Here is a 22,042-nt window from a genome sequence, read left to right as displayed (position 1 = left end):
AGAAAGCCCTTTACTCCCAATAATTATCAGGGCAGGCAGGTAATTCAACTAACGTATTACGCAGCGCTTCTAACCACTGACGACTAATGGTTTTAAAGTATTCGTCGTCTTCCTCGATACGGCGACCTTTTGGTAGCGTGAGACTATCATTTTGGTAAATCACAAAGTCTATTGGCATACCGACAGACAGGTTGGAGTGAATGGTTGAATCAAATGATAACATTAATGCCTGAGCAGCATGATTAACCCCAGTATCGTATTTCACTGACCGATCAAGAATGGGCTTGCCGTATTTGCTTTCACCAAGCTGAAAAAATGGCGTATCTTGAGTCGCTCTAATACAGTTGCCTTCAGGGTAAATCATATACAGCTCAGGCGGTTGCCCCTTTATTTGACCACCTAATAAAAACGAGCTGTTAAAAGTGCCGCTACTATTATCATTAGCAACTCTTTGTGCATTGGTCATGACGTTACGCATACACTCACCAACCATTTGCGCGCCGTCAAATAATGAAGAGACGGCATGTAAGCTGTGCTCGGAGCGCAAATTAATATCGCTCTGTAATTTGTTGAATACAGCCTGCGAGGTCGCAAGGCTACCAGCTGTTTGTAGCACCATAAAACGCTCACTCTCAACGCCATATTGATACAGCTTTCTAAAGGTTGATATGTGGTCCACGCCTGCATTGGTACGGGTGTCACTGGCAAAAACCATCCCTTCTTTGAGGCGGATAGCCGCACAATAAGTCATGAGATATTCCTAATAAATATAATTGCATAAAATCTGCCATTACGATAAGCGTGTCACTAGTACTTGACTGTATAGATTCTCATAACCACCACCCATGCGTACGCCGCGCACAGGAGCTGCGTCTAAGTAATCGCGACCAATAGCGACATATACATGAGAGCTTGGCTGAAACAGCTGATTTGAGATATCAAAGGTATACCAGTAGCCGTCCAGCCATACCTCAGCCCAAGCATGACTTGCCATGTGGTTCTCAGTATCGTCATACAAATAGCCCGATACATAACGCGCCGGTATGTGCTGATCACGGCAGCAGCCCACAAACACATGGGTATGGTCTTGGCACACGCCAGCGCCGATTGCAAAGGCTTCGGCTGCGGTTGTACCGACATGAGTAGTATCTTTTATATAGGGCATCTTCGTTAAGAGCTCGGCCGCCATCGCTTTTAAACTGTCATGCGTCGGGTTTTTTAGATAAGGCGCTGCAAATGTACGCATTGCCTCTGAGCACTTGGTTAAGGGGCTTTGTACGGTAAAGAGCAAGTAGGGAACGTTATCCATATCCTCTAGTCGCTCAGTATCGGTATTAATCTCAACGATGCCTGATGCCTGCATCTGTAAATTATTATGTGCCTCGTTACGGCTAAGCGTGAGCCAGTCGTTACCAAAGCCGTCCTTTTGACTGGTGGCAACTTTGGGTAGCATGACATCCCACTGATGAATGATTTGATGCGGCAGTTGCATCGGTGTCATACGTATATACTGTACGCTGCGCTGGGCCAGCTCGCCATAATAGTAGTTGGTCTGATGGCTGATTTGAAGTTTCATAACGTCATCCTTTGTTTTATCTACTGTCTTGATTATCTGGACGCGCACTTGCTAATGATTGAGCAAATGATAGTTACTGATAGTTAACTAAGCAAAATCCTGCCGTATCAGACTCCTTGCTGAAGGATAATACTGAACTCTCGGCTAATGAGCTTAAAGTCACACAGTTGTTTTGATTTAATCATCTGATTGGTCAAGCGCGTAAGCTCACGCCAGCGTGTGTTCTCTGGTAACTCACTGATCCAATATTTAAATTCAAGACTGATTTCTGTCGCATCTTCGTCTAACAACACTGCGCGTTCGAGCCGCTCAAACAGGCGTCCCAATTGCCAAAAGCAGGTCACGGTTGGATGCTCTTGCGCCATAGCCGCGTTGCAGGCGTGTAGTTGCAGTGTGGCCGCCCGATACGTGCCTGCACCTGATAGACGTTTGATTAAGTTATACAGCTCAGCGGCATCTTCACCGATGACGCCTTTGGCTTCTTGTACATTGGTCTCGATGGACTGAACCACGTTAGGGATTTTGTTTTGTGCCAAGTCTCGTAGCATTTGTGCAGTGATAGGTTTTAATGAATCGTTAGGGTCAGCTTCAAAGCCTAAGCAGCTAATTAAATGCTTTAGTTGTGACTTTTTAAGATCGCCTTTGATCAGATGCTTCATGATATTGTCGTAGCAATAGAGCCGCTCGCTATATCTACCGAGCCAGATCAGATGATTGGCAGTAGACAGTAGCAATATCATAGGCGCATCATCGAAGCTCTCATATCCGGCTTCGAGCGGCTGTGCAGGATTATGATAATTGGCATGATAAGCATTAGCTTGGCTATCGCCTTTAATCGTTTGATTGGCCTCGTGCTTAGCTGACGGTTTCAAATTGCTATCGTCAATGACCCATGTATCCTTAATGCCGCCGCCTTGAGATGAGTTGACGACTAATGAGCCTTCAACCATTGCCACGCGGGTTAAGCCGCCGGGGACGATGTCCACAGAGCTGTCACCATGACTAAGGACAAAGGGGCGTAAATCGATATGACGCGGTGCGATACCATCGCTTACAGCGGTAGGGTTGGTAGACAGTGAGATAGTCGGCTGAGCTATAAATCCTGCTGGGTTGTCAAGCAGACGCTTACGATAGTCGCTAATTTCTTGCTTGGTGGAGGTCGGTCCAATAAGCATCCCGTAACCACCAGAACCTTGTGTTTCTTTGACGACCAGTTTGTCTAAGTTGCTCAGCACATATTCTAATTCATCAGGTTTGCGGCATTGAAAGGTTTCGATATTAGGCAAGAGAGGCTTCTCGCCTAGGTAAAACTCAATCATATCGGGTACGAACGGGTATAAGCTCTTGTCATCAGCGACGCCAGTGCCTGGGGCATTGACGACCACCACATTGCCTGCGCGGTAGGCACTCATTAGCCCTGACACGCCTAAGATAGAGTCTGAGCGAAATGCTAATGGGTCGATATAAGGGTCGTCGATACGGCGATAAATGATATCAACTTGTACTTTACCGCGAATGCCTTGCATATAGACTTTGCTATCCTCAACCACCAAATCATAACCATGTACTAAGGGTACATTCATCTCATGTGCCAAAAAGGCATGCTCATAATAAGCACTGTTGAAGCGTCCAGGCGTCAATATGACGATTTGTGGGTCGTATTTGCTCGTTGAGCTGGCAAGACAGGCTTTGAGGCGTTGCGGGTAATCGCTAACGCCTAAAATCGGAGTATGCGCAAACAAATCGGACAGCAGTGTCTCTGATATATTGCGGCTCTCAAGCATATAAGAGACACCAGAGGGCGTACGTAGGTTGTCCTCCAATACGCAAAATCGGCCGCTCTCATCACGAATAAGGTCAATACCACTGATATGTGAGTAGATAGGTTTGTCTAGCTCAATACCCATCATCCATGGCTCATAACAACCGCTAGCATAGACATAAGCGTCAGGGACGATGCCTTCTTTCATGATAGCTTGATCATGATAAATATCGTGCAAAAAAGCATTTAAAGCGGTGATACGCTGCTTACAACCAGCTTCAATCTGTTGCCACTCACTTGCAGCAATGATGCGCGGGATAATATCAAACGGAATCATCCGCTCGATGTTTTTGGCATCGCTATAGACGGTGAAGGTAACGCCTTTTCGGTAAAAGATATTTTCGGCTTGCTCATTTAAATGATTGAGACCATCAATACTGATATCATCTAGCCAGTCACCAACTGCCTGTGCTACCGGACGGTACTGGTCTTTACTGCTCTTTAATTCATCGAAGCATTTTGGCTTTTCTTTAGACTTCGTTGTTACATCTTTTGTAGGGTTTGCAGAACTGGGCTTGGTAGCAGGTTTGCTAGCTGTTGATGCTTGCGTCTGATTTTGGTTTTCAGCATTTCCGTCGTTTTGGTTTTGAGATTGGTTTTGGGCTTGGGACTGAGTCGCTTCTTTATTCATAAATACCTCACGCATCCTTGGTAAAGTTATTGTTATGATAAGTAAACTGGCTATGATAGGCAGACTAGTGTGGCAATACGTCCAATATATAGCCTGTGTCTTATATTTACTATACCGTGTCTATAAGCCAATGCACAATAAGTGTTTGATATTTTAAGGTTGCCAGAGCTACGATAAGACACAAATATAGAGCTGATTTTTAAAATAAATCTAGTGTTATACATTACAGTTATGCTATCTACATTAGTACACGAAAGTTCAATACGTATAGTAATTGAAGATTAAAGAAGGAATAGAATGAACATTATCGATACTATGAATACCAACACCTCAACCATAGAGATATATGAGAGTTCGGATGGACAAGCTGAAATCCAAGTGCATCTTGAAAATGAAAGTGTATGGCTTAATCGACAGCAGCTATCATCGCTTTTTGATCGTGATATAAAAACATTAGGTAAGCATATTAATAATGTATTTAAAGAGAGGGAGTTAGATAAAGAAGCAGTTGTCGCAAAATTTGCGACAACTGCTGCAGATGGTAAAACTTATCAGGTTGAGCACTACAATCTTGACGTTATTATCTCAGTTGGCTATCGGGTAAAGTCACAGCGCGGCACCCAGTTTCGCATTTGGGCAACCCAGCGCTTACGCGAATATTTAGTACAAGGTTACACTCTTAATCAACAACGACTTGATAAAAACTCAAGCGAATTACAACAAGCTTTGCGCTTAATTGAAAAAACAGCAAAAAGCCCTGACCTAAATACTGATGAAGGGCGCGGCTTGATTGAGATTATCAGCCGTTATACGCAGACATTTTTATGGCTACAACGCTATGATGAAGGGTTGCTCGATGATCCAGCAGGGCAGGATGGCGGGGTACTGCCTAGTACCGATGACGCTATGGCAAATTTGAACAATCTAAAGTCACAGCTTATAGCAAGGAGAGAGGCGACTGAGCTATTTGCCAAGCCTCGCGGTGACGGACTGGATAGTGTGCTTGGTAATTTAGAGCAAACCGTATTTGGCGAGCCTGCTTATCCGACTATAGAGAGTAAAGCGGCGCACTTATTATACTTTATGGTAAAAAATCATCCTTTCACCGATGGTAATAAACGCAGCGGTGCTTTTTTATTCGTGGATTTTTTGCATCGTAATAATCGACTGCTCAATGACAAAGGTGACATGGTCATTAATAATACTGGTCTTGCGGCATTAACGTTACTGGTCGCTGAATCTGACCCCAATCAAAAAGAGACGTTGATTAAGCTTATTATGAATATGTTGTCGTTAGAGGGTTAAGAGGTGAAGCTTAACAGGTGTTGATGGTGATACATTAGCGGACGTGCTGGCACGCACCAAAGGTAAAGGTATCTATTTTTATCGCCTTAACGCCTATATCTTTAGCCGTTAAGGCGAATCTCGAAATTAAAAAATCATAAATATGTAGGGGTACGACGTACATTATTGGCCTGTTCAAATGCGTAACCTAGCCGGAACAAATCTGGCTCGTGATATGGCAAAACAACCAGCTCCATACCCACGGGTAAGCCATTTTCACTGAATCCAGCAGGTAGGCAAATCGATGGCATCCAAGTCTGCGAAGCAATCAAAGTATTGGTTGGGAACGTTAGTACTTGATGCTTGCCGTCACGGATATCCTGTTTTGATGGCGGAAGAATTTGAATGCAGGGAAACACTAACGCATCCAAGTTGTTTTTCGCAACGATTCCAGCAACTAAGCGCTGGAAGTTATCACGAGCGGCAAGCTTTCGAAAATAGTCAGGCTCATCTTCTGGATTTACCGGTCCTTCAAAGATATCAATCAAAAGATCCAGCACTGGGTGGAACGTACCGTTTTCTTTGATTTCTTCAAGGCTTTTGGTTGGCATGTTTTCACGTGAGGCTAAAAATTCATTAATGTCATGCCGCGAGTGTGAACCATACAAGGAGGTTTCAGTAATGTGTTCCATCATATCTGGAATTTCAACGTCAATTAGTACAGCGCCAGCGCTCTTTGCTTGTTCAAGTGCTGAGTCAATAATCTGATTAACTTCTGCCGATTCAGTATTATCGTTTGGTCCATAAGCGTTGCGCACAACTCCCAGACGCGCATTTTTGAGACTGTTAATATCCATTGCATCCGCGTAGCTGCCTTGATGATTGGCAATACTCGCTGCGGTAGTATATTCATCGGCGGGATCATAGCCCACCATCGCATCCAGAAGGAGTGCAGCATCCGTAACAGTACGCGCCATCGGTCCTGCTGTGTCCTGAAACACCACAAGGGGTGATGTGCCGTCACGACTTATCAGGCCTGGTGTGACACGGACACCAACAAGATTTGTAAAACTGGCTGGCAAGCGTATAGATCCACCGGTATCTTCGCCTACTCCGACCAGCCCTAGGTTCGCAGCGATCCCAGCAGCTGTGCCACTACTGGAGCCACCTGGATCATGTGACAAAACATATGGATTCTTTGTTTCGCCCTGTTTTGAGCAGAATCCGAACCATGATGTTGCAAAATCTGGCAATACTGTCTTGGCAAGGATAATGGCGCCTGCTGCTTTCAGCTTTTTGATAACGGTTGCGTCGTCCTTCGGGTGATAGCCGTCCTGAGCTATCGAACCAAAGGTAGTCATCATATCCTTGGTTTCTATCTGATCTTTTACTAGCACCGGCACGCCGTGTAATGCACCAACAAATTCGCCTGTCTTTGCGAAATGTGAGTCAAGGCGATCGGCTTCATCCAGCGCGATTGGATTAATAGTAATGATAGAATTTAGAGTAGGACCAGATCTATCAATTGTTTCGATTCGTTCAAGGTACGCTTCAACCAAACCACGTACAGTTAGCGATCCATTTTTGAGATGCGTCTGCATATCAGTGATAGTCAATTCTTCAATTTCAAAATTTCTCATAATTATCTTCCTTGAAATTATCGTTGTTTTTATTGCACTTATTGCACTCGTTCAAGCGCTCAACTGAAATAATAGTTGAGTTAAGGAGCCGCTACCTTGATACCGGCGTTATCAAGAGCTATTCGTACAGCCTTAATCAACGAAAGGGCACCCGGAGTATCGCTGTGAATACATATAGAGTCGAATTTAACCTTTATTAGTTTGCCGCTAACCGCCTCTACCTCGTTGTCTTGGCAGGCAAGTAACACTTTTTTTGCCACCATCTCAGGATCAAGGCGATTGACCTTGCGCACGAATACAATGTTTCCTTCATCGTCGTAATCACGATCCGCGTAAAACTCATGAATTCTCTGTAACCCAACGCTTTTTGCCGCATTATCAATGGCTGAGTCGGCTAGGCAATAAATATATAAGTCAGGAGCGACAATTGCCAGAGCAGATGTTAGCTTTTCGGCAAACTCCTTATCTCGTGCTGCATGCATGAATAACGCGCCATGCAGTTTGAAATGATGCATCTTGAGGCCTTCAAGGTGAGCAAGTTCACGCAGAGCACCCAGTTGGTACAGAGCGTCATTCACCAGTTCATCGGCGGGCGCCGAAATATGGCGGCGTCCGAATCCTACCAAATCACGAAATCCTGGATGTACACCAATGCATACTCCATGGCGCGATGCCAAACGCAACGTCTCAATCATGATGGAAGGGTCTCCAGCATGAAAGCCTGCTGCAATATTGGCGGAGCTGATAAATGGCATAATATCGGGATCGACCCCGTCGCCAACCGACCAAGCACCAAACCCTTCTCCCATATCTGAATTCAGATCGATCGTTAGTGTCATTGAACCTCTCCCTAGGAATACATTCACATTTATGGCAATTAAAGAGCTATATTAATATTTTTAATTCTTGTACAGTAACATTAATAAATATGAACGATTTGAGTATAACAATATAAGATTAAGTTTAGCAATATTCACTGTAGTGCATACATAGCTTTGAGCTACTGATAGTAAGCTATATGATGGCGCATCTAAAACTTGAGATACTTTTCATTGATCCGAGCTACGAGCCGATTAAACCCAAACGTATTCAGGCCTATGTCATTAACTCTCTGAAAGAACTTAAAAATGAAGCCAATATAATCAAGTGCAATACGGTAGTAATGTGTAGTTCAGCATATGCATTTAGCAGTACCAATGAAGGGGAATGGATACAAGGCTCGATAGCGGATTATAAAGAAGAGTTAGATAAGAGCAATATCCAACCTTTATCTAATAATTATATTGAGTTTATTCGTTATGGTCAGCACTATATGGAAAAGAACGGTGAGGGTAACTTAGCTCTTATCACTAATAACAGTTTCGATTGACGCGATAGATAGTGTTTAAGTCATTAATGTCATTTAGCCATTAACTTATACCATGACTAGAAATAGTAGTTTCATTACTGGAAATATTAAGGAAAGCCAATATGTTTAGCATGATAAAAGACTGGCGCGAGCAGCATATATTGGACAACAGTGAATTTACTGATGCGGATTGGATGCAAGCTGCCGAGCGTATTATCATACTTGATAGGCTAAACAAGGATGAGATGTCTCGTTTGTTTGAGCTGGCGACATTGTTTTTGGACGACAAATCTATTAACGGTGCTCAGGGTTTTGAGATTACAGATGCTGTTAGGCAGTCTATTGCCTTGCAAGCTTGTTTACCTATCTTAAATTTAGGACTTGAATGGTACGCTGGCTGGTCGTCAGTCATTATCTATCCTGGTTCATATAAAAGCGAAAGCAAAACAGTAGATGAGTTCGGTATTGTGCATGAGGGAACTCAACATCGTAGCGGTGAGGCTTGGCAGCGCGGGCCTGTGATACTGTCATGGAAGGATGCCAAGCACTCAGGCGAGCGTGATGGTCATAACGTCGTCATTCATGAGTTTGTGCATAAGCTCGATATGCTAAATGGTCGCGCTAATGGCTTTCCGCCACTGCAACCTGACATGGATCCTGAGCGTTGGACTGAAATTATGAGCCGAGATTTTGAAGACTTCCAAACCCATCGCAAATCAGGCTTGGATCGTTACGGTGCGACCAATCCCGCTGAGTTCTTTGCGGTGCTTAGCGAAGTGTTTTTTGAGACTCCGCAAAAGCTGGTTAATGCTTATCCTGAAATTTATGAGATTATGGTGAAATTCTTTCGCCAGACGCCCATGTGATTTATATCAAAATATGAGCATATAGTCATAACAAGAAACAAAAATTTTTGTAGGGTGCGCCCAGCGCATCGGATATCGGATATCGGATATCGGATAATTATAAACGAAAAGGGTAGTGCATCACATATGACGCATCGCCCTTTTTCAATGAAATTTAACTATTAAATCATATACTTATGTTTTACTTAAACTGTCCACCGATCATTAATAATGGCCACCAGATAGCGCTTGCCTTGATAGTCATCAAACACTAAACGCATGATGCGCCAGTCCATGCCATCGTATACATCTGACCCTTTATAATAGAACTCAACCACATCTGAGTTTTGATAGACATCTCTTAAGTTATTAATCATACCACCTGTTTGGCGGAATTCATTGATACTGATGGCGCTATTATTATATTCTTGCGCCGCAACCCAAGTATTTAAATATTCTGGTAATGGAGTAACCAATAGGTCACCAGTACCGTCAAGTTCGCCCCAAGTGAAGCGAATTTTGGACTGCTGTAGATACTTTGCATATTGCTCACGATTAAAGACTTTATCAGCTTCAGGACGCACATAGGCGTACATTGAGAAGCGAATGCCACGTGTTGGATGGATATCATTGGTGATTCTTGCAAAATCATTATTAGCGAGTGCACGTTGTATACGTAACGCTTGCTGCCTAAGGGTTTGTTGACTGATATCTGAGACAACTGGTGTCGATGAGTTGCCATTTGGTTGATTGGAAGCGGTCGTGCTGGACTCGGCAGAAGATTGGCAACCAGTGGCAATCAGTATTGAAGTAAAACATGCAGCGATTGATAGTTTATAAAGATAAGACTGAGAGATATGCAAACAAGATGACGGCATCATAACAATATCCTTATCGTAGCTTACTGCTTAAATAAAAATGGAATTAGAGTGGAATTAAACCAATATAAATACTAAACAATTATGCAGTCAAATGATAGTTTATATGTGTTTTAATGAATTTAACACTTAAAATGTCATAGTTCATGGAGGACACCATGCAAAAAACGATATTTTCTATAATAATGTTAATAATAGGGTTTTCTGCTATGACGGCTGTCGCTAATCTAACAGAGCCGTTACAGATGGTTTTTGCCATGAAAGTTAATACTATTGCCAAAATGTACCAGCAGGATGTGAATAATCAAGGTCAAGATTATCCGGTTGTGCTGCAACAATATGGCAGTCAAGAGCTACAAGAAGCAATGCAGCTTGAGCAAGATTACTTTGATAAAGAGCAAGTGTCCTGTCATATTGGTTATGACGTGTTGTGGAGTTCCCAAGATCCTGACTATGCACAAGATAAGAAGTTTTCAGTGACCACAACAGGATTGGTTCAAGTCAGCTTAGCGCAAGGCAATGATGTTTATTATGAGTTGTCGTGTGATAGCATCGATAATAAAGCGGCTTGCCAAGTGGCAGATGTAATCTTAGATGAGGACGGCACATCTTTAAGAGAACATTTACTTAAAAACTGTCGTTAGCTGGTATCGATATTAAATACTGATATAAATAATGTAGAATTTTAAGTATTGAATAAATTTTTATAGAAATGAATGGCAAGATTTGCAAATAGTACTAGATAAAACATTATGCGCTCAGCTCTTAAGACCATTGGTTTGTTTTCGCATAATGTATATTATGTTAAATAGACTGTTTTATATTAAAAAAAACAAGGGATAAATAAATATCCCTTGTTTGTGCTTAATTAATCCTTACCAGCTATAACCCAAACCTACACCACCAGATGTTTCATCTTTGGTAAAAGCGCCACCAACACTAACGCTAGCATTGGGATGTATTACACGTTGATAACCTAATGAAACTGCTTGTTCAGACCCCTGAAAACCTGCGCCTACACCTATACGGTTTTTACCTGATAGACCTGATGTACTAGTGGCCATATTTAACATAGCGGCACTCATCGCACCTTGACGATCAAAACGCTCGTCGACCTCCCGAAAACGTCTGTCATTTTCATATTCGTAATTACGGAATGTATTATTCAAAGTAGCTATACCAGTATCAGTATAGGCGTTAGAGGTTTCAATAGCGCGCGTTTCCGCAGTTTGCATTTGACTCACATTTACGGCATCAGTATCAGCGGTACCAGCAGCGACATTGATGATTTGACGTTGGCTAGTAGCAGAACCAACCGACACCGTATTGTCACGATCAGAGCTAGAGTCATTACCCAATACCACCACATTTTGAGCTGAAGTATTGACATTGTTGCCCAGCACAAAAGTATTATCGCCAGACACATTATTGTCGTTACCAACAATGTAACTGTTATTGCTATTAATGATACTTGGGTCACCAATCGCACCAGAGTGATTTCCAGTAACTTTATTGCCAGTACCAATACTAATGGATTGCACACCGTTTGCTTCTGCACCATCACCAATGGCAATAGATTGCTCACCTTGACCTTGTACTGCTAAATCATTGGCATCTACATCATTAAGACTGACAGACATCATTCTTGCGTTATTGCCAATGGCAAATGTTTCTGCAGCCATATCGCTATCATCTTCAATGAATTTAGGCTGCGCACGCGCTGTAAAGCTCTGTTGTATGACCAATATCTGATCATCGACATAACGTTTATTTGCAGCATCATAAGCGTTTTGTGGATCAGCAACGTTGGTGATCCGCTTTTCCGCACCCGCACGGCCAACTGAAATGGTATCTATCTCATTTGCAAGCGAATTATGACCAATAGCGGTCGCACGTGCTGCTGTAGCTTGGCTATTGCTTCCGAATACGCCACTAAAAATACCGGACGCTGTGTTGTTATAACCCACCGCACTACTTGCATTACCTGATGCCGTATTGGAACGACCTACTGCACTGCTGTCTTCAACTGATGCTGTATTTTCAGAACCTACTGCACTGCTATAGTCACCTAATGCATTATTGCCATTACCTACTGCACTACTATATTCTCCCGATGCAGTATTACCGCTACCTACGGCACTGGTCCCAAAAGTTGTCGCTGTATTGCTATCACCTATCGCACTGCTTAAAGCACCACGTGCAGTATTGTTATAACCTACTGCACTGCCATAGTCACCTAATGCATTATTGCTACTACCTAGTGCACTACTAAAATATCCTATTGCTTCATTGCTATCACCTACTGCACTGCTATTATAGAGACCACCTGCAATATTGTTATAACCTACTGCAGTGTTATTAATTATACCGTTTGCAGTATTGCTATAACCGATTGCACTGCTATATTCACCCGATGTCGTATTGCTATGACCTAATGCGCTAGAGTGATAAGCTGATGCGGTATTAACAGCACCTATAGCACTGCTACCTATACCTGATGCAGTATTACTAACACCTAATGCACTACTGTTTGCACTTGATGCTGTATTGTTCAAACCTACAGCGTTGCTATAGCCTAATGCTCTATTATTATAACCCACTGCACTACTAACAGTACCCGATGCCGTATTGCCACGACCTAATGCACTGCTGTTTACTCCTGATGCAGTATTACTATAACCTACCGCGCTGCTACGTCCACCTGATGCGATGTTATTGAACCCTAGCGCACTGCTATAGCCGCTTGATGCAGTATTACCACGCCCCATCGCACTGCTAAAGTTACCAGATGCTGTGTTGTTATAACCTACAGCACTACTGACATTACCTGATGCCGTATTACTACGACCTAATGCACTGCTATTATCACCTGTCGCTTTATTATTAACCCCTACCGCACTAGCACCCACTGTACTAGTCTCAAAACTTCCTGCGTGATTGTTATAACCCACCGCACTACTATCAGTACCCATTGCTACATTGCTAACACCTACCGCACTACTATTATCACCCTCTATGAAATTATAATTACCTATTGCACTACTATCAGTACCTCTTGCTGCATTTCCAGAACCCACTGCACTGCTATTATTAGCGGATGCATTATTGTTATTACCCATAGCAGTAGTATAATTACCCTCTGCATAATTATATCTACCTATTGCATTGCTCTCATTACCCTGGGTCATATTGCCAAAACCTACCGCACTACTCTCACTGCCTTCTGCATGATTATCACTACCCACTGCACTGCTAAAAAGGCCACTTGCGCTATTACCATAACCCAACACACTACTATTTTCACCCGATGCTCTGTTGCTAAAACCCACCGCACTACTATTATCACCTTCTGCAATATTAAGACGACCTAATGCACTGCTATTATTACTCGTCGCTTTATTTTCAGAACCTAGCGCACTACTTCCATTATCTGATGCAGTATTAGAACGACCCATCGCACTACTACCAATACCTGAAGCTTTATTGGAAACACCTACTGCACTGCTAACAATACCTGATGCAGTATTAGAGCGACCCAGCGCACTGCTATCAACACCTAGTGCTATATTACTAACTCCTATCGCACTGCTATTACGTGCTGATGCCTTATTAGCAGCTCCTATTGCATTGCTAAAGTCATTCGATACTTCATTATTGAAACCTATCGCACTGCTAAATCTACCCGATGCCGTATTAGAGCGACCCATCGCACTGCTTTTTTCACCCGATGCTGTATTATTAGCCCCCAGTGCACTGCTATTATCACCTGATGCTTTATTTTCAGAACCCATCGCACTACTATTTTCACCTGAAGCAGTATTCTTGTTACCCACTGCACTGCTATAATATCCAGATGTACGATTAGCACGACCTAGCGCATTGCTCCAACCGCCCTCTGCGCTATTACCATTACCCACTGCACTGCTATATTCCTCCGATGCTGTATTGCCACTACCTAGTGCAACGGTCCCATAAGTCGTTGCTGTATTGCTATCACCTATAGCACTACTCATGGGACCTGTTGCATCATTGTTATGACCTACGGCACTGCTCCAATCACCTGATGCATTGTTGTTACTACCTACGGCACTACTAAAAAAACCTGCTGCACGATTGCTATAGCCTACTGCACTGCTATTTTCCTCTTGTGCTTCGTTACTGAAACCTATCGCACTGCTATTGAACATACCACTTGCAGTATTGTTATAACCCACTGCAGTGCTGTTTTCTTCACCTACTGCTCTATTACTATTACCTAATGCACTACTATTAAGTCCTGATGATTCATTTGTATAACCCACCGCACTACTATTTTCACCTGAAGCAGTATTCTCGTTACCCACTGCACTGCTATAGTCAGCTGATGTACGATTAGCACGACCCATCGCACTGCTCCAAAAGCCCTCTGCTTTATTATAATTACCCACCGCATTGCTATATTCCCCTGATGCTGTATTGCCACTACCTAGTGCAACGGTCCCATAAGTCGTTGCTGTATTATTACTACCTATTGCACTGCTGTCATAACCCCATGCTTTATTGCTACCACCTACAGCATTGCTTTCATCACCTGATGCCGTATTACTACTACCTACAGCACTACTAAATCTACCCCATGCATCATTGTCAAAACCGACTTCAGTACCGAACAAAGGAATTGAGTTTTCATCCAAGTCCACATCACTACTGTTTTTATCTAAATCATTGAAACTAGGGTCTGTATTATTGGAACCAGTATCTGCCCAGACAGTAGCGCTAATAGCCGCCATACTAAGCACTAAAGCCTTTAAGGTAAGTATTTGATAATTAGTTGAATTGTTGGATGTATGAATAGATGGACTAGTCGTTTGGCTAATACTGCCAGTAGTGCAATTGGTCTTGCCGGCACTTCTAGCATTCTCAGATACGACGACTACACATCCTAATGACTTATTCCAAACTTTTTTAAATATTTTATTCATAGCTTGCTCCTTAGCTTAAAAGAATAATTAGTATTCGTTAAAGCGAATGTATTTGCAAGCATACAGAATGTAAATATAGCGTAATTATTTATTACTAATTTCTACAAAAAGATATAATAGACATACTAATGAACAATTTTCTATTTATTCAATAAATTAAAAACTAATTCCTTATAAAGTACAGGGTATTTCTACGGTCATTTAAAATATAATGTGCATATAAAAAAACGCGCCCTAATATTAAATGATTATCATTCAATATTAGGGCGTGTTTAATCCTAATAAACTAGCACACTCGTCAGCTTTAGACGTTACCAACTTATGGCTATCTGTATTCTAATCATAAGTCGTTTTTTAGACAAAAATAGTTGTTTATTAAAAAAATAAATTTAATTACAAAAGTTCATTTAAATTATTTTGTTTACATTTGGTATTTTATTAATCTACTTTCTTATTTTTTTATAAATAAATAGCATTGATTTTATTTTTTTGAAAATATTTTAACTATATATCGTAAGTTATTGTTTACAATAAATTATTTTAAGCGCTTATAACTTAACTATAGTTTTCAATGATTAGTTGTTGGCTTCTCGATATAAAGTGCTCTGCGCCTCTTTTGCAAAATCTTCATAACTAATGACCGTTTCAGTTTTAGCGTTATCAGTCTTAATATTTTCAGCTTTGCTTTCAGTATTTTTTTTGGGTGCTGGACTTTTTGTGATTGTTTTTGATGACGTATTTTGTTTTGGGTCATTAATTGACTCAGACTTAACGTTTTCATCTCCATCTATTGATTTTTCCCCAGCGACTATCTCATTACGATTATTCAAACTCAAGTCCTCTGTACTTAGACTATCAAGACTTACATCATTGGCTTCAACTACTGTCTCATCATTATTTTCTGGCTCAGCACTGGCAGTTGACACACTTGTACTTGTTTCTGTTTTTTGCGAATTGTTTGAAGTTAGGTAATCGTTCAAGGTCGCAAAAATGCCAGTAGCGTTTAACAGTATGGCAGTAAGTACGCTGAGTAATAAGCCGCAGACAATACCAATTATCAGTAGCTTTAGACTTCCGACTTGCCTGCCTTTTAATACGCCCATCTGTTTGGTATCTGAGTCTATATTCGACTCAGTGGCTGATACTAATATGGCATCGTCAAACGTAGCATCATCTTCTAAAGACAGCTCCATTGCGTTATCTTCATCGTCAGATGTAATAGTATTTGTTTCTTTGATATCTAATGTTTGTTCAGGGCTTATAACAAACTGCAGCTCTTCATCACTTAAAGGCTCGTATACAGATGTGTCATTGAGACTGGTTTGATTATTCTCGTCAGTTTTGCCATTAGAACCAGAGCCATTGATGCTTTGAACTCGATTAATAAAGCGCTCATAAATATCGCTGGTTTTATTATTATTGGTTTTCGTATAATTACTTTTAGGTAAACCTCTTTCGATATTTGATTTATTATTGTTTAAGTTATCGTCTAAGATATTGTTTTCTATATTATAGTTATCTAAATCATTCATATGATAATAAACCAAGTTATGTCATTATTCTTAAGTGACCGCTAGAATTACGTTATGATGCTGATATCTGATTAATGTCTTGCTAGCTAATTAATAGTTTTGAAGCATAATTTGGTTTGCTAGTATTAATTTGGTGCCGAAGTAGCAAAATCTATGCCAGCCTTACAGATAACACTATGCACCTAATTAAAGACAAAAAATAAAGCGACTGTGATAGGACTATAAACCATGGATTTAAAGCAGCTTAATGCCTTTATTGCTATCGCTGATCTAAAAAGCTTTAGTGCGGCAGCTGAGATAACGGGCTTATCGCAGCCTAGTCTTAGTCGGCAGCTCAAGCAACTTGAGACTGATATGGATGTGATATTGGTTGATCGCTATCATCGTCCCCTACAATTAACGGAAGCCGGTCAATTCTTTTATGACAAAGTCAGTGCCGTATTAACAGAGCTCAATACTATTACCAGTATGACCCAGCGTTTATCAGCGCCAAGTACAGCACTTAATATTGGTTTTGTACCGTCAGTGCTCTACGGACATTTACCCGAAATTATTGCGTCTTTGAAACAACAGAGTCCTGATATTGAGGTTAATCTAAAAGACATCAGCTCCTACCAGCAAGTTGAAGCGCTTAAATCAGGTGAAATTGACATCGGCTTTGGGCGCTTTGCTCATCAAGATGCGTGGATACAGCAGATTTTATTGCGCCATGAACGCTATTTAGTGGCATTGCCCAAAGCGCACCCACTTGCTCATACCAAGGAACAACGTCTGATTGATTTGGCGAATAATCGCTTGATTCTATACCACCAAACTCATTTGCCAATGTCTACTACCGCTACCGCCTTAAAAACCAGAAAAAACGGCACGCCAGGTAATGAGCCTGTCACCGAACCTTTACTACACTTGTTTGCGCAATACGGTATCACGCCACTGATGACGACTGAGGTCAGCGATTTGCAAGTAGCACTTGGTCTGGTAGCTGCTGGTGAGGGTATTACTTTAGTGCCTGCCAGCCTCAAAACAGTACGTACTGAACAAATCAGTTATCAGCGCTTGATTCATGAGAATGTTACCTCCCCTATTTACCTACACACTCTCAAAGATTTTGTACACCCAAAGATACCCAATCTGCTCACCGCAATTTATCATGTCTATGAGCGGCGCGGAATTACTTATCGGCAGCAAAAATTTGTGTCAAAGCTGTAAATTATAAGAATAGTCTGAAATTATCAGATATCGGCTGCATATTGTGGTATAAAGAATCGCCAAAAAATAATCAATGCTAATGCTTGATATTAGTTATTTATTATGATAACTATCAAGAATGGCGATGCAAACAAATAGTAATAATAACTAGAATAATCATTATCCTGAAGAGCATTGGTGTGCTAAAGTCGATACGATATGAATCGTTTTATATTTTGGCCTGCCCGAGATAGAACGTTTTTCTACTGATCATTGGCAAGCTGACACAGGTAAGTGATAATTTGCCGTTTTAACCATTTCGAGGTATTCATGACCACTCAACAACTCAATAACCCAAGTACAGCTGACGGTAGCGCTAACGCTCAACAAGAAGGCTTTAGCTGGCGTATCTTTGGACCAGGAATTTTGATGGCGACTGCTGCCATTGGTGGCTCGCATTTAATTTCATCAACGCAGGCGGGCGCTATATACGGCTGGCAGTTAGCGATCATGATTATTTTAGCCAACGTCTTTAAGTATCCTTTCTTTCGCTTTGGCACAGATTATGTCTACGATACTGGCGAGAGTTTAATTGCTGGTTATGCTAAGCGCTCAAAAGCGTATCTATGGATCTACTTTGTTTTATCCATCCTATCCGCAGTGATTAGTACAGGTGCAGTGACCCTACTTGCGGCAGTGATATTGGGCTTTATGCTGCCCGCTTCTGTAGGACTGTCCAGTATTGGCTTGGCTATTATCATCGTTGCTGTTTGCTGGTTCTTTCTGATTGCCGGTCACTATAAGTTGCTCGATGGGGTGACTAAATGGATTATGATTGCTCTGGTCAGTGCAACCGTATTAGCGGTCATTATTGCTGCTGGCAAGCCAACGGTGATGACCCCTGACTTTGTCGCCGCCTCCCCTTGGAATTTAGCGACTCTAGGATTTATTGTGGCTCTCATGGGCTGGATGCCAGCGCCGCTTGAATTTGCTGCCATTACCTCAATGTGGACATCTGCAAAGAGAAAAGCGGATAACACCACTCATAAACAAGGTTTGCTTGATTTTAATGTGGGCTTTTTGGTTTCTGCTGTTTTAGCGTTATTCTTTTTATCGTTAGGTGTTTTCGTTCAGTATGGCTCTGGTCAAGAGATTCAAACCGCAGGGGTTGCTTATATTGATCAGCTAATTAATATGTATACAGCCACGATTGGTGAGTGGTCAAGACTGCTAGTCGCTTTCGTCGCCTTTATGTGCATGTTTGGTACTACCATTACCTGTGCGGATGGTTATGGCCGTGCCAATGCTGAGTGCTGGCGGTTAATAAAAGGTGAGAGCGAGATTAATAAAAAGCAGATTGCTTTTTGGACGACTTATGCGATTGGTGGGGGTTTGGTTATTATCACTTTCTTTACTGGACAGTTAGGTGCTATGTTGAAGTTCGCTATGATATCCGCCTTTGTATCAGCGCCTATTTTTGGTTGGTTGAACTATTCTTTAGTAAAAAACCATCAAAAACTATCGCCAGGTATGAATGCTTATTCGATTACAAGCTTACTTTTCTTAGGTGGTGTCGCCCTGTTATTCTTAGCTAACCTTGCTGGTCTGCTTGGCTAAAATATTATCAAAAACCTAATTAAGCAATAAAAAACCAAAAGCCCTCTTAGCTGCTAGCTATCAGGGCTTTTTCTATTGTCAAAAAGATAAAATTAATAATATGCTCGATCTTCTTCTGTATTGGTATCACTGCTTATTGGCCATTATAAATGTAACTAAATATGACAACCTAGCCCGCATTAAAACAACTATGTTTATTGATATGCATAGTAAAGCGAATATATCATTAAAATATGGATATCATCATTCAAAATATGAATACTATTAATTTTTCTACAATATTTATTAATATAAGCTAATACACTACTGGTAATAACCTCTTTCAAACTAGGGATAATTGCGTATACTCTAAGTTAATAAAAATTCGTTATAGCAACGGATGTTCTGGTTAAGAATGAACAATGCTGAACTGAACATCTAACTAAGTATATAAAAACGAAAGAAAAAATAATAGTTAGTATCTAACTATCCCTACAGTAAGACTAACCCTCCACGCAAGGATTCTCGAATGACTTCATCATCAGCTGGCGCGCGTTTTCGCAGTGCCATGAAACAAAATAATGACAATAACCAACCGCTACAGATAGTCGGTACTATTAATGCTTATACAGCAATGATGGCAACCCAAGTCGGTCATCAAGCATTATATCTTTCTGGTGCTGGTGTAGCGAACGCCTCATTTGGTCTCCCAGACTTAGGTATGACCAGCCTTGATAATGTTCTAGAAGATGCACGCCGTATTACCGATGCGGTTGATACACCATTGCTTGTCGATATTGATACCGGCTTTGGTGGCGCATTCAACATTAGCCAAACCGTTAGAAAAATGGAAAAAGCAGGAGTTGCAGCGGTACATATCGAAGACCAAGTCGCCCAAAAGCGCTGTGGCCATCGCCCTAATAAAGAAATTGTTAGTATCTCTGAGATGGTTGATCGTCTAAAAGCCGCTCTTGATGCCAAAACTGACAGTGACTTTGTAATAATGGCGCGTACCGATGCCCTATCTGTTGAAGGGCTTGATGCTGCCGTTGAGCGTGCTGTTGCCTTCCAAGAAGCTGGTGCTGATATGATCTTTGCTGAAGCATTAACAGATATCGAGATGTACCGTAAGTTTACGGATGTACTGGATATTCCAGTACTAGCAAACATGACTGAGTTTGGTCAAACTGACCTATACACCACAGAACAATTACATAGTGTTGGCGTAGACATGGTGTTATATCCATTATCAGCCTTCCGTGCAATGAACAAAGCTGCGCTGAACGTTTATCAGCATATCTTGTCTGATGGTACGCAAGAAAAAGTCGTTGATACCATGCAGACGCGTATGGAGCTCTATGATTTCTTAAACTATCATGAGTTTGAGCAAACACTAGATAAATTATTTGCCGACAACAAGTAAGACATAAGTCAATTAAGATATAAATAAAATCATTAGAATTTGATTTCATTTATTCATTTTTACTATCGTCCCACCCAAAAAAGCTACCAACAAAAGGAATTTAATCATGGCAGCACAGAAAGAACTTTCAGGCGCAGGTCTACGCGGTCAAGTCGCAGGTAAAACAGCTCTATCAACGGTCGGAAAATCAGGCTCAGGTTTGACCTATCGCGGTTATGACGTGTCGGAGTTGGCTGATAAATGCATTTTTGAAGAAGTGGCCTACTTGCTACTTTATGGCAACTTGCCAACCCAAAGTGAGCTTGATGCCTACCAAGCCAAACTGAAAAAACTACGCGGTCTACCACAAGCACTGAAAGATGTGCTTGAGCGTATTCCAAGCGATGCGCATCCGATGGATGTATTGCGTACCGGTTGTTCTATGCTCGGTAACCTTGAGATGGAAACTGACTTTTCACAAGAAAACGATAAAACCGACCGTATGTTAGCAGTATTCCCATCAATCATTAATTACTGGTACCGCTTTACACATGACAATGAGCGTATTGAGACGGAAACTGATGATGAGACGATTGGTGGGCACTTTTTACATTTGCTCAAAGGTGAAAAACCAAACGAGTTGCATACCAAGGTTATGAACGTATCCTTAATCTTGTACGCAGAGCATGAGTTTAATGCCTCAACCTTTACCGCGCGCGTCTGTGCGTCTACTCTTTCAGATATCCATTCTTGTATTACTGGCGCGATTGGCTCATTGCGCGGTCATTTGCATGGCGGCGCTAATGAGGCGGCTATGGATATGATTGAAGGCTTTAGCTCACCTGATGAAGCTGAAGAAGAGATGATGGGCATGCTGGCACGTAAAGATAAGATTATGGGCTTTGGTCATGCTATCTATAGCGAATCAGATCCACGTAACGTCGTCATTAAAGGCTGGGCTGAAAAATTGGCTGCCGATGTTGGTGATGAGGTGCTATACCCAGTATCAGTACGCTGTGAAGAAGTAATGTGGCGCGAAAAGAAACTGTTCTGTAATGCTGATTTCTTCCATGCCTCTGCCTATCACTTTATGGGTATCCCAACCAAACTGTTCACGCCAATTTTTGTGTGTTCACGTCTAACTGGCTGGGCCGCACACGTATTTGAGCAACGTGCTAACAACCGTATCATTCGCCCAAGTGCGGAATATATCGGTGAAGACTTGCGTCCAGTACCAGATATGAGCGCGCGTTAATTTTTCTTGATATAGAATATTTGTAGGGTGTGCCTTGCGTACCCTACATCTACTTTCCTTTTCTTAATAACACCTGCCTTCTCA

General features: G+C 41.7%; 16 protein-coding genes and 1 pseudogene. 8 read left to right on the top strand and 9 right to left on the bottom strand.

The window, feature by feature from the left end; genetic code table 11:
* Positions 1 to 10: 10 nt before the first annotated feature.
* The 4 genes and pseudogenes from AAEY87_RS06355 to AAEY87_RS06345 all read right to left on the bottom strand — a co-directional run.
* Entirely contained in the window at positions 11 to 751 is a 741-nt protein-coding gene (locus AAEY87_RS06355) for a proteasome-type protease (RefSeq protein ID WP_350656413.1), read from the bottom strand.
* Between the two features lie 39 nt (positions 752 to 790).
* Complete coding sequence (locus AAEY87_RS06350) at positions 791 to 1,576, bottom strand: transglutaminase family protein (RefSeq protein WP_068327831.1); 786 nt, start codon at positions 1,574 to 1,576, stop codon at positions 791 to 793.
* Between the two features lie 107 nt (positions 1,577 to 1,683).
* Positions 1,684 to 2,316 carry an alpha-E domain-containing protein gene (locus tag AAEY87_RS14500; RefSeq protein ID WP_502945453.1) on the bottom strand — a complete coding sequence of 211 codons (633 nt, stop codon included), beginning with the start codon at positions 2,314 to 2,316 and terminating at the stop codon, positions 1,684 to 1,686.
* 138 nt (positions 2,317 to 2,454) lie between these two features.
* Positions 2,455 to 4,029, bottom strand: a pseudogene (locus AAEY87_RS06345) (circularly permuted type 2 ATP-grasp protein); the annotation flags it as partial.
* Positions 4,030 to 4,326: 297 nt separating this feature from the next.
* Here AAEY87_RS06345 and AAEY87_RS06340 point away from each other — a divergent pair.
* Positions 4,327 to 5,334, top strand: a complete 1,008-nt coding sequence (locus tag AAEY87_RS06340; protein WP_350656411.1) for a virulence RhuM family protein/type II toxin-antitoxin system death-on-curing family toxin — start codon at positions 4,327 to 4,329, stop codon at positions 5,332 to 5,334.
* Between the two features lie 134 nt (positions 5,335 to 5,468).
* Here AAEY87_RS06340 and AAEY87_RS06335 read toward each other — a convergent pair whose 3' ends face one another.
* Complete coding sequence (locus AAEY87_RS06335; RefSeq protein WP_350656456.1) at positions 5,469 to 6,914, bottom strand: amidase; 1,446 nt, start codon at positions 6,912 to 6,914, stop codon at positions 5,469 to 5,471.
* Positions 6,915 to 7,033: 119 nt separating this feature from the next.
* Positions 7,034 to 7,792 carry a 5-oxoprolinase subunit PxpA gene (locus AAEY87_RS06330; RefSeq protein WP_068035880.1) on the bottom strand — a complete coding sequence of 253 codons (759 nt, stop codon included), beginning with the start codon at positions 7,790 to 7,792 and terminating at the stop codon, positions 7,034 to 7,036.
* Between the two features lie 179 nt (positions 7,793 to 7,971).
* Here AAEY87_RS06330 and AAEY87_RS06325 point away from each other — a divergent pair, with 179 nt between their 5' ends.
* Together AAEY87_RS06325 and AAEY87_RS06320 are read left to right on the top strand one after the other, a co-directional pair.
* On the top strand, positions 7,972 to 8,322 hold the full coding sequence (locus tag AAEY87_RS06325) for a hypothetical protein (RefSeq protein ID WP_350656410.1): 351 nt from the start codon (positions 7,972 to 7,974) through the stop codon (positions 8,320 to 8,322).
* A 101-nt stretch (positions 8,323 to 8,423) separates the two neighbouring features.
* Complete coding sequence (locus AAEY87_RS06320) at positions 8,424 to 9,167, top strand: M90 family metallopeptidase (protein WP_350656409.1); 744 nt, start codon at positions 8,424 to 8,426, stop codon at positions 9,165 to 9,167.
* Positions 9,168 to 9,352: 185 nt separating this feature from the next.
* Here AAEY87_RS06320 and AAEY87_RS06315 read toward each other — a convergent pair whose 3' ends face one another.
* A complete protein-coding gene (locus AAEY87_RS06315; RefSeq protein WP_350656408.1) occupies positions 9,353 to 10,027 on the bottom strand; it encodes a hypothetical protein in 675 nt (224 codons plus the stop codon).
* A 206-nt stretch (positions 10,028 to 10,233) separates the two neighbouring features.
* On the opposite strand from AAEY87_RS06315, the gene AAEY87_RS06310 reads away from it, so the two are divergent.
* Positions 10,234 to 10,668, top strand: a complete 435-nt coding sequence (locus AAEY87_RS06310; protein ID WP_227514033.1) for a hypothetical protein — start codon at positions 10,234 to 10,236, stop codon at positions 10,666 to 10,668.
* Positions 10,669 to 10,899: 231 nt separating this feature from the next.
* On the opposite strand, the gene AAEY87_RS06305 is transcribed toward AAEY87_RS06310, so the two are convergent.
* Both AAEY87_RS06305 and AAEY87_RS06300 read right to left on the bottom strand, forming a co-directional pair.
* The gene (locus tag AAEY87_RS06305) at positions 10,900 to 14,985 is read right to left on the bottom strand and encodes an ESPR-type extended signal peptide-containing protein (protein WP_350656407.1); all 4,086 of its coding nucleotides are present in this window, start codon (positions 14,983 to 14,985) and stop codon (positions 10,900 to 10,902) included.
* Between the two features lie 575 nt (positions 14,986 to 15,560).
* Positions 15,561 to 16,517 (bottom strand): hypothetical protein, encoded by a 957-nt coding sequence (locus AAEY87_RS06300; protein ID WP_350656405.1) that lies wholly within the window; start codon positions 16,515 to 16,517, stop codon positions 15,561 to 15,563.
* Between the two features lie 228 nt (positions 16,518 to 16,745).
* Here AAEY87_RS06300 and AAEY87_RS06295 point away from each other — a divergent pair, with 228 nt between their 5' ends.
* From AAEY87_RS06295 to prpC, 4 genes are all read left to right on the top strand, one after another.
* Complete coding sequence (locus AAEY87_RS06295; RefSeq protein ID WP_350656404.1) at positions 16,746 to 17,726, top strand: LysR family transcriptional regulator; 981 nt, start codon at positions 16,746 to 16,748, stop codon at positions 17,724 to 17,726.
* Between the two features lie 309 nt (positions 17,727 to 18,035).
* A complete protein-coding gene (locus tag AAEY87_RS06290; protein ID WP_068035864.1) occupies positions 18,036 to 19,322 on the top strand; it encodes an NRAMP family divalent metal transporter in 1,287 nt (428 codons plus the stop codon).
* 508 nt (positions 19,323 to 19,830) lie between these two features.
* Positions 19,831 to 20,724 carry a methylisocitrate lyase gene (gene prpB, locus AAEY87_RS06285; protein ID WP_350656403.1) on the top strand — a complete coding sequence of 298 codons (894 nt, stop codon included), beginning with the start codon at positions 19,831 to 19,833 and terminating at the stop codon, positions 20,722 to 20,724.
* A gap of 106 nt (positions 20,725 to 20,830) precedes the next feature.
* On the top strand, positions 20,831 to 21,958 hold the full coding sequence (gene prpC, locus AAEY87_RS06280) for a bifunctional 2-methylcitrate synthase/citrate synthase (RefSeq protein WP_350656402.1): 1,128 nt from the start codon (positions 20,831 to 20,833) through the stop codon (positions 21,956 to 21,958).
* Positions 21,959 to 22,042 lie beyond the last annotated feature (84 nt).

It is taken from the genome of Psychrobacter sp. S1-30-MNA-CIBAN-0213, assembly GCF_040309845.1.
Taxonomy (GTDB): domain Bacteria; phylum Pseudomonadota; class Gammaproteobacteria; order Pseudomonadales; family Moraxellaceae; genus Psychrobacter.
Note: the sequence above shows the minus strand (reverse complement) of the source record. Positions and strands in the feature narration are given on the sequence as shown.

What these genes read in the sequence shown, in the direction of transcription:
- AAEY87_RS06355 (WP_350656413.1), bottom strand. Translation starts at nt 751, where the DNA reads ATGACTTATTGTGCGGCTATCCGCCTCAAAGAAGGGATGGTTTTTGCC.
- AAEY87_RS06350 (WP_068327831.1), bottom strand. Translation starts at nt 1,576, where the DNA reads ATGAAACTTCAAATCAGCCATCAGACCAACTACTATTATGGCGAGCTG.
- AAEY87_RS14500 (WP_502945453.1), bottom strand. Translation starts at nt 2,316, where the DNA reads ATGATATTGCTACTGTCTACTGCCAATCATCTGATCTGGCTCGGTAGA.
- AAEY87_RS06340 (WP_350656411.1), top strand. Translation starts at nt 4,327, where the DNA reads ATGAACATTATCGATACTATGAATACCAACACCTCAACCATAGAGATA.
- AAEY87_RS06335 (WP_350656456.1), bottom strand. Translation starts at nt 6,914, where the DNA reads ATGCAGACGCATCTCAAAAATGGATCGCTAACTGTACGTGGTTTGGTT.
- AAEY87_RS06330 (WP_068035880.1), bottom strand. Translation starts at nt 7,792, where the DNA reads ATGACACTAACGATCGATCTGAATTCAGATATGGGAGAAGGGTTTGGT.
- AAEY87_RS06325 (WP_350656410.1), top strand. Translation starts at nt 7,972, where the DNA reads ATGATGGCGCATCTAAAACTTGAGATACTTTTCATTGATCCGAGCTAC.
- AAEY87_RS06320 (WP_350656409.1), top strand. Translation starts at nt 8,424, where the DNA reads ATGTTTAGCATGATAAAAGACTGGCGCGAGCAGCATATATTGGACAAC.
- AAEY87_RS06315 (WP_350656408.1), bottom strand. Translation starts at nt 10,027, where the DNA reads ATGATGCCGTCATCTTGTTTGCATATCTCTCAGTCTTATCTTTATAAA.
- AAEY87_RS06310 (WP_227514033.1), top strand. Translation starts at nt 10,234, where the DNA reads ATGACGGCTGTCGCTAATCTAACAGAGCCGTTACAGATGGTTTTTGCC.
- AAEY87_RS06305 (WP_350656407.1), bottom strand. Translation starts at nt 14,985, where the DNA reads ATGAATAAAATATTTAAAAAAGTTTGGAATAAGTCATTAGGATGTGTA.
- AAEY87_RS06300 (WP_350656405.1), bottom strand. Translation starts at nt 16,517, where the DNA reads ATGAATGATTTAGATAACTATAATATAGAAAACAATATCTTAGACGAT.
- AAEY87_RS06295 (WP_350656404.1), top strand. Translation starts at nt 16,746, where the DNA reads ATGGATTTAAAGCAGCTTAATGCCTTTATTGCTATCGCTGATCTAAAA.
- AAEY87_RS06290 (WP_068035864.1), top strand. Translation starts at nt 18,036, where the DNA reads ATGACCACTCAACAACTCAATAACCCAAGTACAGCTGACGGTAGCGCT.
- prpB (WP_350656403.1), top strand. Translation starts at nt 19,831, where the DNA reads ATGACTTCATCATCAGCTGGCGCGCGTTTTCGCAGTGCCATGAAACAA.
- prpC (WP_350656402.1), top strand. Translation starts at nt 20,831, where the DNA reads ATGGCAGCACAGAAAGAACTTTCAGGCGCAGGTCTACGCGGTCAAGTC.